Below are 15,178 nucleotides of genomic sequence, written 5' to 3'. Positions count from 1 at the left end.
CCTACAGCCCCTACATGTGGCCTACCGCGCTGCCTTGAACTCTTTCTCAGCCAATTCAAAGCGCGCCTGCATACCCGCCGAAGGACCTTTGCCCAACAGGCTGAACACCACGATAGCGATGCTGGCGAACAGGAAGCCCGGGATGATTTCGTACAGACCCCAGATGCCCAGTTGCTTCCAGACAATCACGGTAATTGCACCGACCAGTACACCCGCCAGCGCGCCGTTACGGGTCATGCCTTTCCAGAGCACCGAAATCAACACCACCGGGCCAAACGCAGCGCCGAACCCAGCCCAGGCATAGCTCACCAGCCCCAACACGCGGTTATCCGGATCGGCAGCCAGCACAATGGAAATGATCGCGATCAGCAGGACCATGGCACGACCGACCCAGACCAGTTCTTTTTGCGAAGCATGTTTACGCAGGAAAGCTTTATAAAAGTCTTCTGTCAGGGCACTGGAACACACCAGCAACTGACAGCTCAACGTACTCATCACCGCCGCCAGAATCGCCGAGAGCAACACGCCGGTTACCCAAGGGTTGAACAGCAGCTTGGCCAATTCAATGAACACCCGCTCCGGGTTTTCAGTGACCGGCCCGGCGACTTCCGGGTGCGCCGAGAAGTAGGCAATCCCAAAAAAGCCCGCTGCGACCGTACCGCCAAGGCACAAGATCATCCAGGTCATGGAAATGCGACGTGCGCTGGCAATGGACTTGACCGAATCCGCCGCCATGAAACGCGCCAGAATGTGCGGCTGGCCGAAGTAACCCAGCCCCCAGCCCATCAGGGAAATGATCCCGATGATGCTGGTGTTGCGGAACATGTCGAAATTGGCCGGATCCTTGGCTTCGATGGCCAGGAAGGTCGCGTCAACACCGCCAGTCGCCAGCAGCACAATGATGGGCGTAAGGATCAGCGCGAAGATCATCAGTGTTGCCTGAACCGTGTCAGTCCAGCTTACGGCCAGGAAACCACCGACGAAGGTGTAGGCGATGGTCGCCGCAGCGCCTGCCCACAGCGCAGTCTCGTAGGACATGCCGAAGGTGCTTTCAAACAACCGCGCCCCCGCAACGATGCCCGAAGCGCAATAAATGGTGAAGAACACCAGAATGACCACCGCCGAGATCACCCGCAGCAAGCCGCTTTTATCTTCGAAACGGCTGGTGAAGTAATCCGGCAAGGTCAACGCATCGCCGTTGTGTTCGGTCTGCACCCGCAGGCGGCCGGCAACAAACAGCCAGTTCAGATAAGCACCGACAATCAGGCCGATGGCGATCCAGCTTTCCGACAGGCCAGACATATAAATAGCACCCGGCAGGCCCATCAACAGCCAGCCACTCATGTCCGATGCACCTGCCGACAACGCCGTGACGACGCTGCCCAGGCTACGACCGCCCAGAATGTAATCAGAGAGATTATTGGTTGAGCGATAAGCCATCAGGCCGATCAGCACCATTGCTGCGATATAGATCACGAATGTGATCAGGGTGGGATTGCTGACACTCATGGGGATTTCGCCTAAGCATTATTTTTATTGAAAGGGACGAACGATCTGCAAGCCCCACGCGAACGACTCTCGATTATCCTCGCACCAAAGCGGAGCATCCTATTCAACCTGCGGCCAAAGGTGCAACCTGTTTTCCGACAAAAAGTTGCACCACTCCCCAACCGGGCGCTGGACCTTACAAGTTTCGCCCCGTTCCAGAGCAGCCAATTCGTCGCATAAGGCCGACAGCACCTTCGTTGTGCGGACCGATTTGCATGTGACTGCCCAGCTACAGCAGCCAAAAAATATTCATTGAAAAAGGGTTGCACCCGGTTGCACCCCACCCCACTCATGGCTAATCTTGTCCGACAACCAAGGCCACGTTGCAGTGGCACGATGAGGACAACACATGGCCACCACCACGCTGGGTGTCAAACTTGACGACCCGACCCGCGAGCGATTGAAAGCAGCCGCTCAGTCCATTGACCGGACTCCGCACTGGCTCATCAAACAGGCGATTTTCAATTACCTGGAAAAGCTCGAAGGTGGTGCAACCCTTTCCGAACTCAGTGGCACTGCAAGCAAGGACGGCGATGATCACGGCGAATTGCCTGTAGACGCCGCTCATCAGTGCTTCCTTGAGTTTGCTGAAAGCATCCTGCCGCAGTCGGTGCTCCGCGCCGCAATCACCGCTGCTTACCGTCGCCCGGAGCCGGAAGTGGTGCCGATGCTCATCGAACAGGCACGCCTGCCGGTAGCGATGGCAGAAGCCACCAACAAGCTCGCCGCGACCATCGCCGAGAAACTGCGCAATCAGAAAAGCGCTGGCGGTCGTGCAGGAATCGTTCAGGGTCTGCTGCAGGAGTTTTCGCTGTCGTCTCAGGAAGGCGTCGCTTTGATGTGCCTGGCCGAAGCCCTGCTGCGCATACCGGACAAAGGCACCCGCGACGCGTTGATCCGCGACAAGATCAGCACCGGCAACTGGCACCCACACCTGGGCAACAGCCCCTCGCTGTTCGTCAACGCTGCGACGTGGGGGCTGCTGCTCACCGGCAAGCTGGTCTCGACCCACAACGAAGCCGGGTTGACCTCATCCCTGAGCCGCATCATCGGCAAGAGCGGCGAGCCGATGATCCGCAAGGGTGTGGACATGGCCATGCGTCTCATGGGCGAGCAGTTCGTCACCGGCGAAACCATCGGCGAAGCCCTGGCCAACGCCAGCCGTTTTGAAGCCAAAGGCTTCCGTTATTCCTACGACATGCTCGGCGAAGCCGCACTCACCGAGCACGACGCACAGAAATACCTGGCCTCTTACGAACAAGCGATCCACTCCATCGGCAAAGCCTCTCATGGTCGTGGCATCTACGAAGGCCCGGGCATCTCCATCAAGCTGTCGGCGCTGCACCCGCGTTACAGCCGCGCCCAGTACGAACGCGTCATGGAAGAGTTGTACCCGCGCCTGCTGTCGCTGACGCTGCTGGCCAAGCAGTACGATATCGGCCTGAACATCGACGCCGAAGAAGCTGACCGCCTTGAGCTGTCACTGGATCTGCTGGAGCGCCTGTGCTTCGAGCCGCAACTGACCGGCTGGAACGGTATTGGCTTTGTGATCCAGGCGTACCAGAAGCGCTGCCCGTATGTGATCGACTACGTGATCGATCTGGCCCGCCGCAGCCGTCACCGCCTGATGATTCGCCTGGTGAAAGGCGCTTACTGGGACAGCGAAATCAAGCGCGCCCAGGTCGAAGGCCTGGAGGGTTATCCGGTCTATACCCGCAAGGTCTACACCGACGTTTCCTACATCGCTTGCGCCCGCAAACTGTTGTCGGTGCCGGAAGTCATCTACCCGCAATTCGCGACGCACAACGCTCACACCCTGTCGGCCATTTACCACATCGCCGGTCAGAACTATTACCCCGGCCAGTACGAATTCCAGTGCCTCCACGGCATGGGCGAACCGCTTTACGAGCAAGTCGTGGGCAAGGTCGCCGATGGCAAGCTGAACCGACCGTGCCGCGTGTATGCCCCGGTAGGCACCCACGAAACGCTGCTGGCTTATCTGGTGCGTCGCCTGCTGGAAAACGGCGCTAACACCTCCTTCGTCAACCGGATTGCCGATCAGTCCATCTCCATTCAGGAACTGGTGGCTGATCCAGTAGCCAGCATCGAGCGCATGGCGACTCAGGAAGGTGGCTTCGGTCTGCCGCACCCGCGCATTCCGTTGCCGCGCGATCTGTATGGCTCTGAACGCGCCAACTCCAGCGGTATCGACCTGGCTAACGAACACCGTCTGGGCTCGTTGTCTTCCGCCCTCTTGGCCACCGCGCACAACGACTGGAAAGCTGCGCCAATGCTCGGCAGCCCCGCCAGCGAAGGCACGACAACCCCGCTGCTGAACCCATCCGATCTGCGTGATGTGGTCGGTCATGTGCAGGAAGCCAGCCTGCAAGATGTCGACAACGCCCTGCTTTGCGCCCTGAGTTCCGGTCCGATCTGGCAAGCCACGCCCCCCGCCGAGCGCGCCGCGATCCTGGAGCGTGCCGCCGACCTGATGGAAGCCGAGATTCAGCCACTGATGGGCCTGCTGGCTCGCGAGGCGGGCAAGACCTTCGCCAACGCTATCGCTGAAGTCCGCGAAGCGGTGGACTTCCTGCGCTACTACGCGGTGCAGGCACGCAATGACTTCAGCAATGACGCCCATCGCCCATTGGGGCCAGTGGTGTGTATCAGCCCGTGGAACTTCCCGCTGGCGATCTTCAGCGGTCAAGTCGCCGCTGCACTCGCCGCCGGTAACCCCGTGCTGGCCAAACCGGCGGAACAAACGCCACTGGTCGCCGCACAAGCCGTTCGCATTCTGCTGGAAGCGGGCATCCCCGAAGGCGTGCTGCAATTGCTACCCGGCCGCGGCGAAACGGTGGGTGCGCGTCTGGTCGGCGATGATCGCGTCAAAGGCGTGATGTTCACCGGTTCGACTGAGGTCGCCCGCCTGCTGCAACGCAACATCGCCGGTCGGCTTGATGCCCAGGGTCGCCCGATCCCGCTCATTGCTGAAACCGGTGGTCAGAACGCGATGATCGTCGACTCCTCGGCGCTCACCGAGCAAGTGGTCATTGATGTGGTGTCTTCCGCGTTCGACAGCGCCGGTCAGCGCTGCTCCGCCCTGCGTGTGCTGTGCCTGCAGGAAGATTCCGCCGACCGTGTCATCGAAATGCTCAAAGGTGCCATGGCGGAGTGCCGTCTAGGTAACCCGGAACGTTTGTCTGTGGACATCGGCCCGGTGATCGACGCTGAAGCCAAGGCGGGCATCGATAAACACATTCAAGGCATGCGCGATAAAGGCCGTACGGTCTATCAAGTTGCAATCGCCGACGGCGAAGAAATCAAGCGCGGCACCTACGTGATGCCAACCCTGATCGAGCTGGAAAGCTTCGACGAGCTGCAACGTGAAATCTTCGGCCCGGTATTGCACGTGGTTCGCTACAAGCGCAAGGAACTGGACCAGTTGATCGGCCAGATCAACGCCTCCGGTTACGGCCTGACGCTCGGCGTCCACACGCGCATCGACGAGACGATTGCCAAGGTCATCGACAACGTCAACGCGGGCAACGTTTACGTTAACCGCAACATCGTCGGTGCCGTGGTAGGCGTGCAACCGTTCGGCGGCGAAGGTCTGTCGGGCACGGGTCCCAAGGCCGGTGGCCCGCTGTATCTGTATCGCCTGCTGTCGACCCGACCGGTGGATGCCATCGAGCAATCGTTCGTACGTGGCGACGCCTTGGCGACACCGGATACCCGCATGCGCGAAGCATTGAGCCAGCCGTTGCAGGCACTGAAAAGCTGGGCCATCAGCAATCAGCAACCTGAACTGGAACAGCTGTGCAGCCAGTTCGCCGTGCAATCGCAAAGCGGTATCACTCGCCTGCTGGCAGGCCCGACCGGCGAGCGCAACAGCTACAGCATCCTGCCGCGCGAACATGTGCTGTGCCTGGCCGAGGCAGAAAGCGATCTGCTGATTCAACTGGCTGCCGTTCTGGCAGTGGGTAGCACAGCGATCTGGTCGGATAACTCGCTTGGCAAACCGCTACGCGCTCGCCTGCCAAAAGAAGTTCAAGCGCGCATAAAGCTAGTGGCTGACTGGACCAAAGACGAGGTGCTGATCGACGCTGTTCTGCACCACGGCGACTCGGACCAATTACGCGCAGTATGCGAACAAGTGGCCCTGCGCCCGGGTGCCATCGTCGGCGTCAACGGTTTGTCCCATGGCGAAACCAACGTTGCGCTGGAGCGTCTGGTGATAGAGCGCGCATTGAGCGTCAACACCGCAGCTGCGGGCGGTAATGCGAGCTTGATGACCATCGGTTGATGGGCTGACCAACAATAAAAAAGAGAGCGCAGGCTCTCTTTTTTATTGCCCATAATTTGATTTCTTGACAACTAAGGCACTTATTGATTCGCTACAAAATGAGCTTTACATACTTCAGAACCCACCGAAAAAAATCCCAGTAAACGCTGAACAATCAGCTTTCAGAAAAGCATTGAATTCTTTTATCTGCTGTGATTAAACGCATTATCGATTGATCAAAAACCTCTTTCGAAAATATATAATTACCGCAACTAGAGAATTAACTAATGACTCAAAATCAACGAACTGAACTTGACCCTGAATTTGGTGAAAACGGTAAACTCGATGTCCGCCCGCCAGGCAACTTTCGCAATGATCTGTCGAGCGTCACCACCGATGAATCAGGGCTAAGACTGATGATCTATGGGGCCTACGAGCGACAAACACCGCAGTTGTCCATTCCGGGCGTTGCCTCGCTTTTCCTTAACGGTAACTTCGACACCCGCTTCGGCGACCGGCAGGATGGCCTGACCATCGCACCTCCAAGCATTCTGGCAACGAGCGCCAGTAGCATCGCCAGGCTGTCTGATGGATCCTTCTTCGTCACAGGTGCAGCGTCCAGCCAACTTCCGCTGCTCAGATATGACCACGAAGGGCGACTCATGTACTTCATGGATTTGGCCGAGGGGCCGCAATACTCCACCCCACGAGTATTGGGGATGGGTGATGCGGTCCTGCTGGCCTCCTCAGATCGTAATGGTGGTGTGATTTATTGCCGCAACGACGAAACTGAAGAGCCTGAGTTTGGTATAGGGGGGAAAGCAACTTTCCTGACTGGCAATAGTTATGTGTCTACTTTGCACATGGCGCGATGTGCTGACAGCTGGTCGTTTTATCTGGCCGGGGAAGTTGGCAATGAGGGTTATATCCTGCGTATGAACCGCACGGGGCAACTGGATCAAGATTTTGCCAACGCCGGCGTGTATTCCATCAGGATGGTCAATGCTCGCTACAGCGCTTGCCGCCGAGTGATTGAATTGCCCGATGGTAAAATCCTTGCACTCATCAACGGCTCCGGCTCCGATATTGGTGCGGCCAGCTATCTGATTCGCCTGACCGCCACAGGCCGAATCGACGCCACTTTCAACCGTGGCGAACCATTGCGCATGCCTGGCGAGGTAGGCGAAGACATGACACTGCACGCCGATGGCAGAATCCTGGTGGCTAATCGCGGGGTGATGACTGGAAACCAGCTGACCCGCTATCTGCCTGATGGTTTGCTGGACATCGAATTCGGTCATGACGGCACAGGCTCAATCACCTTTACTGACGACCAGATCGGGTTCGTGAAAGGCGTGATGGTCCAGCCTGATGGCAAGATCGTGGTTGGCGGCACGTCAGGGTCGACTACCACGCTGTTGAGGTTGCTGGCGTAAGCCCCGTATCACTGCAGGAGATTCTATATTCGTCCGCAAGCTGATTGACGACGTGGGACCGGCTTTAGCCGGGAAGGCGGTGTTTCTACTGATGAAAATTCAGCGTCTGTCCCGGCCTCTTCCCGGCTAAATCCGGTCCCACGAGTTTTTTGCTTCCCGCATAAGAGCGCAGCAGCAAACACAAAGCGGCCGCGGCTACAGAGCGCGAAAACCTCACAATAAACGATTCACAAAGTCCAGTTACTGGACAAATCAGGTCTGCATATAGGTCAGCCCCGAGAGCAAAGTAATACCGGTGAGAGGATCCGTGATTGAGTACTGAAATTGCAATAACGACCCAGCGTTTGCATCAATTAGATTCTGCGGTACGGGTTCCGTCAGCGGAAAAACAGCATTCGTAATGGTTTTCGTAAACTCCGGACTCAGAAACCCTCGAATATAGATTTTTAAATCATCGCCCGAACGAGGGAAGTCAATAACCAGCGCTACGCCCCCAACAGAGGACGGAAACTCCAGCCCCGGTGGATCAACGTCATAGATTCGCGCCTTTTTTATATCTCCAACACTTGTCATGATCAAACTCCTGTAAAGTTCACGCCGGACTATCCGAACGCATTCCGAGCATAACTTGGCAAGCATTAACGTGCAAAAACAGCCAAGCCCGACCTTCAGACATAAATTTCTTAGATAACAACCAGCTAGCCCTCACTTAGAAGAATTAGCTACTTTACTGATGCCAAACCAATCTATGACTCAGAAGACTACCCGCTCACCTTTAATAAAAATGCTCCTTCTTATTTCAGGTTACTTACGCCCTGTAGATGCTCTAGAGGTCGCGTTTCTTGCAGCTATCTCTCTTTTTCTATACACCGGACGGGGAGCTGGCTTTTAGGATGGAAGGCGGTTTTGCTGACAACCAGACATCAGTGACTGCGCTGGACTCTTCCCGGCTGAAGCCGGTCCCACGACAGCGCGGGGGTGGGATGCGGGAATATCCCACAGCAACCCGGTTACTTTCGCTAACGAAACGCCCTGTAAATTGGGCGTTTCCGACAGGCTTCTCCCTTTCTTCTGCGTGAAACTTCCTAGAGACTCCTGACCCCGTTGCGTGGGTGTTCTTGTCTCTCTAGGCTGCGTCGGTCACTGCTCATCAGTGATCGGGTTTAGCAGCCTGCCGTATCCACCGCGCAACAACACCGTTTATGGCGGCTTTGCGCGGGGCGCCTTCGGGCGCGCCGGTTTTGGTGGGTACCCGGTCTGCTAACCCGCGACAAAGCCGCCACCCCTTATTCGTTTAGCAGCGTTTGAAAGGTGGCCCCAGAGAGATACTCACCATGACAACAGTAACGCCAGTCACATCGCAAACTTCACTCGAAAAATCCTTGCTACACGTCTCCGAACTCCTACGCTGCGCAGCAGCAACCGCCTACGAATCCGGCGACAGCCTAAACGGCCCGAAACGCGACCTGGCCTTCTCCGTCGTTCACCTGATCGGCATGGCCCGGACCGAACTGGATCGCTCATTAGCGGGAGTTGAAGCTCGATAAATTCCAGCCAGACAGGTCGTCTCGGCAACAAGTTGCCTCCTACCTGACGCGGCGCTGTCTCGCAGCAAACACTGGGCCTGTAGGAGCTGCCGAAGGCTGCGATCGCGGTGTATCAGGAGAAATGCTTCGCAGCCTTCGGCAGCTCCTACAGAAAAGCATTCCAGATCAGGTGATTAAATTTTTTTGATGAGCAGCGCCTGCCAAGCAGCCTCACGCCTGCTTTCCCCCACCATCACCCAAATCAATCATCCTGTGCAGCCCAAACACACACGCTTAGACTCAACCCACTCCCACAAAAAGGTACAGGGTCATGTCCGAGTTGCTGCTCAGTTCCCGCAATCTGGCTTTCGAGCTTTACGAAGTGCTGGACGCCGAAGCGCTGACACGGCGTGAGCGGTTTGCCGAGCACAATCGCGAGACATTCGATGCGGCGATCGGCACTGCCCGTACCATTGCCGAAAAATACTTCGCGCCACACAACCGCAAGGCCGATGAAAACGAGCCGCGCTATGAAAATGGCGAGGCGATTCTGATCCCCGAGATCAAACCTGCCGTTGATGCGTTTCTTGAGGCGGGCTTTCTAAATGCAGCGCGCCGCTTCGAGGACGGCGGGATGCAGTTGCCGACACTTTTGTCGCAAGCCTGCTTTGCCCATTTCCAGGCTGCGAATGCAGGCTCTACGGCTTATCCGTTCCTGACCATGGGCGCTGCAAACCTGATCGAAAGCTTTGGCAGCGACGAGCAGAAACAGCGCTTCCTGCAACCGATGATTGAAGGCCGCTTTTTCGGCACCATGGCCCTGACCGAGCCCCACGCGGGTTCATCACTCTCAGACATTCGCACCCGTGCCGAGCCTTTTGACGACGGTAGCTATCGTCTGCGCGGCAACAAGATTTTTATCTCCGGCGGCGATCATCAGCTGTCTGAAAATATCGTGCACATGGTGCTCGCCAAGCTCCCGGATGCGCCTGCCGGAGTCAAAGGTATTTCGCTGTTTATCGTGCCCAAGTTTCTGGTTAACGAAGACGGCAGCCTCGGCCCGCGTAACGATGTGGTTCTGGCTGGGCTGTTCCACAAGATGGGCTGGCGCGGTACCACATCAACGGCGCTTAATTTCGGCGATAACGGTCACTGTGTGGGTTATCTGGTGGGCAAGCCGCATCAGGGCCTGAACTGTATGTTCCAGATGATGAACGAGGCGCGAATCGGTGTAGGCATGGGCGCGGTCATGCTCGGTTACGCGGGTTATCTGTATTCGCTGGATTACGCTCGCGAGCGGCCACAAGGACGTCTGCCAGACAGTAAAAGCCCGGATAGCAACCCTGTGCCAATCATTCAGCACGCCGACGTCAAGCGCATGCTGCTGACTCAAAAAGCTTACGTGGAAGGCGCTTTCGATCTAGGCCTGTATGCCGCTCGGCTGTTCGACGATACCACCACCGGCGAGACCGAAGAGGTTCGCCAGCAAGCACAGCAGTTGCTGGACTTGCTCACGCCCATCGTCAAAGCCTGGCCGTCGGAGTTTTGCCTGAAAGCCAACGAGCTGGCGATTCAGATTCTTGGCGGTCACGGCTACACACGGGAATACCCGGTGGAGCAGTATTATCGTGACAATCGTCTGAACCCGATCCACGAAGGCACCAACGGTATCCAGTCACTGGATCTGTTGGGCCGCAAGCTGGCACAAAACGGTGGTGCAGGTCTTAAACAGTTATTGCGGCTGATTGCCGAAACCTCGCAACGCGCTCAAGCACATGAAGCATTGACCGAATTACGTCAACCACTGAAGCAATTGGTGGCGCGCCTGCAAGCCGTGACACTCGGCCTGCTGGGTGATCTGGCGTTAGGAAAAGTGAACGCGACCCTGGCGAACTCGGCGCTGTACCTCAAGGTGTTCGGTCATACGGTGATCGGCTGGCGGTGGCTGGAACAGGCGATTCATGCACAGCAAGGCCTCGCTGACGGCAGCGAGGCCGATAAGGTTTTTTATCAGGGCAAACTGCAGGCCGCCCGATACTTCCTGACGTGGGAAATACCGGGCTGTCATCACGAGTTGGCGATTCTTGAGTCTCGTGATGACCTGTGTCTGGCCATGCAGGACGACTGGTTCTGAATCAGGTCGCCGACGGGAAGAACAAGTCCAGCAGCGATGCGCCCTGCGGTCCAAGTTTCGCGGCGTACTGTTCGCGACTGAAAGGCTCGCCGGTGCGCAGGTCAAAGATCCGGCCTGCTGGCTCTCCTGTGCGATGCCGACCTGCCGGGCTTTCGCTCAAGCGCACTTTGATGAATTTGAAATGCTCGCCCACCACTTCCTCAATGCTTTCGATCCTGAAATAGGTACCGGGCTTGAAGACTGATTCGGCCTCCTCCCAGTCGCCCGAAAATGGCGATATAGGCGTTGCCGTGCGATAGGTCTTGCTCGGCAATTCGAAAACGATGGATGTGTCGTCGAACCTGATCACGGCACCGTCGTTGATGTGTAATTGAAAAATATGCGACTGCACGCCGCCCTGGCTGCTGGAAAAGATGCGCGCCACGTAGGGGTTTTCGCTGAAGGAGGTGAAGTCGGTGTTGACCAGAATATCCCCTGCCTTGATCTTCCCGCTACGAAACGTAATGCCCGACGTACTGCGATGACCACTGCCGCCGCGATAGAGGTCAACGTCGTTGTTGCAACCGATGCTGTCGATATCCTCGGCAAGTTCTTCGATCATTTCGATCTGATTAGGGAGTGTCGATTCGCCGGTGCGCAGGTAGACGTTGAAATCTGCGTCGCGTGCCGTGTAATCCGATACGCGGCCACCCATGTATTCCCCCTCGGTTTTGAACAACCGATGCTCGTCGCCCCAGGCGTCAACCAACAGCCTGTTACCGTCCTCATCGGTTTGGATGAAGCCACCGGTGTCCATGTCCGAGTCGAAATCCGAGTCTGGGTCGTACTCGCGAACGCAGTCATCCACTACCGCTTTCTGTCGTGCAAGGGCGATCTTGGAAAGTCGCTCCTCTTCGAGCAGATCAAAGCGCATGTAGGTGTCCCAGAACGCGGATTTGGTCGAGACCATCGAGTGAGACTGAGGCGCAGACGGCGACGTTGAACCTGAGACGTCATCGAGTGGAGAGCCCCCTGCCAGCTGAGGTGGAGCCAACAGCTCCCAGTCATCGTGCGCATTGAGTCGCACCGGTTTGAAGCCAAAAAAGGCAAACGGGTTTTCAGGGTCGACGATGGTCCAGGTTCGCAGCGAGCTGTTGTATGAAACGCGATAGGGCAGATTGTGGATTTCAATCCACGTTTCACCGTTAGCCCGCACCCTGATGCCCCGCATATGTCCGGAGGCATCAACGATGTCTTCGTCCAGAATCACGTTACCGCGCAGTTCGGCCAACGACGCTTCGCTGTTATAAGCGGGCACCCAGTCCTCCACCGTCTCAATCACAGCACCCGAGTCCGACAACGCGACGCCCGCCCCCGCCAGATCCGGCAGGTTGAACACCACAAAAACCGAATTCAGAATGGCGCTGATCACCCCGGCCTTGCGCAGTCTCGACGTGTTGCCGTTAAGGGCCTGATCAATGCTCAGGCCGACATTGGTGAGAGCGGCGCCCACGAGGGTCAGGGTCAATGGCCACGCCAATGGCGCGATCCCGTCGAACACCTGAGTGAAGGCGTTTAGATACCCCATCATCATCTGCTTGCGCAGGTCGGAGTTCGACGTCAGCAGCAGATGCGCCTGCGCATTCATGTTGGCCTGAGCGAGTTCACGCAGATGCTCAAACACATCTGTGACAATCTCATGATCGACGCGATTGATGACTTTTTGATCGGACCATTCATGCCGTTGCAGTTGTCCGATCCAGCTGTCAAAGACTCCACCGTCCTGCTCCTTTGCCGCCTGCGAGGAAAAGAAATGCAGCGTGAAAGCCGAGCGCGACACATCAGTTGCGCATTGTTCCAACACCCAGCTTTGCAACGCAGCTTCAGAGGCAAAGAAATGAAAAGCGGGCCTCTGCGCGGGCATATACAGAATCTGGGCGCCACTGCCATCGACAATTCGAACAATGTCATGGGCGATGTACTCTCCAATGTCGAAACTACGAAACGTGATGCCCGGTTGCGGAGTGATACGCGCACGGAGCAACGCGCCAGTCATGACATCCGGCACTGAAGACGCCACTGCATGGATAACTGTCCGGTACTGTCCGTCCTGTAACCTGCCGGCCCGCTTCGCGTTGGCGGCAGCGGCGAGAAAATGCGCCTTGGCAAGGGTGCGGAAGTTCTCGCCATGCGCGGCCCAGAAGTGCGTCACTGCGCTTTTGTAGGTGGACGCAAAATCTGCGGCCCAGAAATCATTCAGCACATCACGGGGCAGAAGAGGGACTTCGTTGCGCTCATTGAAAACCCGGCACTCTGGCCCATCAGTGTAGAAGCCGCCCATTTGTTGCAGCGTGCCGGGCGTTGCATCCTGGTCCTGAGCGCTGAAGCGGTGCATGACCAGTTCCACCAGCGTCATGGACTCGGCGGGCTGACCAACATGCTCCCACCCAGTGAAAGTCCGAGGGCTGGAGCGGGTGCCGTCTGTAAAGCGATGCCAGTACACCTTGTCCGGGTCGAGGTGCACGGCGGAGTGTTTTTTCAGGATCCTGCGTGCTTGAACATAGGCTTGCCCGTGAATATCGGGGTAGTCACTGAGGAACCGGCGCGCCATTCTCTTGAGCCGGGACTCATCGCTGGAGCGACGTTGGTGAAGTGCTGCACGGTCAAAACCAGTTGTTTTAGACGCCATTTTTTCCATTCCTTTGGATGCATTGAGTGCTTATCCAATCAGCAAAGGATGGAGGATGTGCAGTACTTAATTACCTACCTGCGAAGAGCACCGCAGCTATGACTCGATGATCAGATTTTGTACGAAAATCGGTGGACCGCAGAATAGGCACTCGTTACGACAAGCTGGTCAAAAGCTTCGCAGCTATGGTCACCTTGGCTTGCACCCTGGGTTGTATGCGGCAGTATTTTTCGTATAAAACCTGAATCGACCGGAAGATTGGGGTGCCCATGAGACTATTCGACGCTGGTAGAAAGTGATGTCGCAAAGCTTGATACTGCTGTCACAGAAGGAAGGCTCTTGGACATGGAACTGCACTGGCGCTGAATCTATAGACAGGCGGCGAGTGAACATCCCAGATAGCAATGTAAAAAATCAACAATGTTGGAACGCTATGCCAAGGGGGCAATGGTGTTTTTAATCAACTATAAATCGGGTGGTAAAGGCTGTCCTGAGGGCGGTGTTTATGGGGAGCTTCAACCCCATGACTGGAATTCGAATGACTTTTCAGACCCGAGATTTCCTCAACCGGGAACCCTCATCGAGTTCCTTGCCAGGCACAAAAACCTGGAGACCGATTTCTTTTATTTCGGTAGCGAATTCATCTGCTCTGAAAAAATGCTGAAAATAATTAAGCTTTTCCGCCATGGCAGAATTGATACCGTGGAAATCCGCGTCCACCTTCAAGGATGCAAATCACCCACACCACCGCAAAAGTACTATCTTCTACGCAGCCGAGAAATAAGGAGCTTGCTGGACCAAAAGAACGCCGTTTATGAAACCAGAAAAGACCCGATTACAAACCTGCCTGAAAAAGACATCTACCACAATGACAGATACATTTACGACTCGATAACAAAATTTGTCATTAAGAAGAAGGACATTGATTTAGATTTTTTTATTTGCGGCGAAATGCTAATGAATGAATATGTTTTTTCTCCGAGCCTAAAACGAGCTATAGAGTCAGAAAACTTAAAAGGCATAAGCTTTATTGATATCGAGCAAAGTTTTTACGACGCGAAACTAGAATTCTAGCTTTCGCCTTAAAAGTGCCTGTACGAAAACAAGGGCGTTGGTTGCTCTTTGATAAAATGAGTGAGAGGGTGGAGCATACTGATGAACACTTTAAGCATTGGCAACCCTATCATCATTGCAGACTTGATCAAGGCATTAACACCTGGATCAGCGATGATAGACGATCTGTGCCTGTACACGCAGGAGGAAATAGAGACCATAACACCTGAAACAATCTGTTATTTGGATCACTACCCAATAATTATAAACGACAAAGAGATTTACAGCGAGTTCGTGACCTCCAACGAGCTTGAGCTCCTGTATTACGGAGAGCAATTCAATGATGTCTTAAGCAATATATACAATCAGAAAAAAACTGCAGACACGAATATTATCATTCGAGCCTTGAACTACTACATGGATAATGACGATTTTTTAGACATCGACTGACATTAAAAAATTTACATATCAAGCCTGACACCAAGCCGGATTCGACCGAATGCTCTTTAACAATGCGTAAAACACGTCCAG

General features: G+C 55.6%; 9 protein-coding genes and 1 pseudogene. 7 read left to right on the top strand and 3 right to left on the bottom strand.

Annotated features, from left to right (window positions below):
- Nucleotides 1-21 precede the first annotated feature (21 nt).
- Complete coding sequence (gene putP / locus H8S59_RS12385) at nucleotides 22-1,509, bottom strand: sodium/proline symporter PutP (RefSeq protein ID WP_187521595.1); 1,488 nt, start codon at nucleotides 1,507-1,509, stop codon at nucleotides 22-24.
- Between the two features lie 388 nt (nucleotides 1,510-1,897).
- On the opposite strand from putP, the gene putA reads away from it, so the two are divergent.
- Both putA and H8S59_RS12375 read left to right on the top strand, forming a co-directional pair.
- Complete coding sequence (gene putA, locus H8S59_RS12380; RefSeq protein WP_187521594.1) at nucleotides 1,898-5,851, top strand: trifunctional transcriptional regulator/proline dehydrogenase/L-glutamate gamma-semialdehyde dehydrogenase; 3,954 nt, start codon at nucleotides 1,898-1,900, stop codon at nucleotides 5,849-5,851.
- A 266-nt stretch (nucleotides 5,852-6,117) separates the two neighbouring features.
- Nucleotides 6,118-7,266, top strand: coding sequence for an NHL repeat-containing protein (locus H8S59_RS12375; RefSeq protein WP_187521593.1), 1,149 nt, complete (start codon nucleotides 6,118-6,120; stop codon nucleotides 7,264-7,266).
- A gap of 252 nt (nucleotides 7,267-7,518) precedes the next feature.
- Here H8S59_RS12375 and H8S59_RS12370 read toward each other — a convergent pair whose 3' ends face one another.
- Nucleotides 7,519-7,839 (bottom strand): hypothetical protein, encoded by a 321-nt coding sequence (locus H8S59_RS12370; protein ID WP_187521592.1) that lies wholly within the window; start codon nucleotides 7,837-7,839, stop codon nucleotides 7,519-7,521.
- A gap of 761 nt (nucleotides 7,840-8,600) precedes the next feature.
- Here H8S59_RS12370 and H8S59_RS26985 point away from each other — a divergent pair.
- The gene (locus tag H8S59_RS26985) at nucleotides 8,601-8,813 is read left to right on the top strand and encodes a DUF6124 family protein (protein WP_095092440.1); all 213 of its coding nucleotides are present in this window, start codon (nucleotides 8,601-8,603) and stop codon (nucleotides 8,811-8,813) included.
- Nucleotides 8,814-9,123: 310 nt separating this feature from the next.
- Entirely contained in the window at nucleotides 9,124-10,926 is a 1,803-nt protein-coding gene (locus H8S59_RS12365) for an acyl-CoA dehydrogenase (protein ID WP_187521591.1), read from the top strand.
- A gap of 1 nt (nucleotide 10,927) precedes the next feature.
- On the opposite strand, the gene H8S59_RS12360 is transcribed toward H8S59_RS12365, so the two are convergent.
- Nucleotides 10,928-13,594, bottom strand: coding sequence for a dermonecrotic toxin domain-containing protein (locus tag H8S59_RS12360; protein ID WP_187521590.1), 2,667 nt, complete (start codon nucleotides 13,592-13,594; stop codon nucleotides 10,928-10,930).
- A 137-nt stretch (nucleotides 13,595-13,731) separates the two neighbouring features.
- On the opposite strand from H8S59_RS12360, the pseudogene H8S59_RS27295 reads away from it, so the two are divergent.
- From H8S59_RS27295 to H8S59_RS12345, 3 genes and pseudogenes are all read left to right on the top strand, one after another.
- Nucleotides 13,732-13,839 (top strand): annotated as a pseudogene (locus H8S59_RS27295) (IS5/IS1182 family transposase); the annotation flags it as partial.
- Nucleotides 13,840-14,014: 175 nt separating this feature from the next.
- On the top strand, nucleotides 14,015-14,668 hold the full coding sequence (locus tag H8S59_RS12350; protein WP_187521589.1) for an Imm43 family immunity protein: 654 nt from the start codon (nucleotides 14,015-14,017) through the stop codon (nucleotides 14,666-14,668).
- An 81-nt stretch (nucleotides 14,669-14,749) separates the two neighbouring features.
- On the top strand, nucleotides 14,750-15,097 hold the full coding sequence (locus H8S59_RS12345; protein WP_187521588.1) for a DUF7716 domain-containing protein: 348 nt from the start codon (nucleotides 14,750-14,752) through the stop codon (nucleotides 15,095-15,097).
- Nucleotides 15,098-15,178: the final 81 nt, after the last annotated feature.

Origin of the sequence: Pseudomonas folii (assembly GCF_014357575.1) — a bacterium.
In the GTDB taxonomy this organism is placed as follows: domain Bacteria; phylum Pseudomonadota; class Gammaproteobacteria; order Pseudomonadales; family Pseudomonadaceae; genus Aquipseudomonas; species Aquipseudomonas folii.
This window is presented reverse-complemented; position numbering and strand designations above follow the sequence as displayed.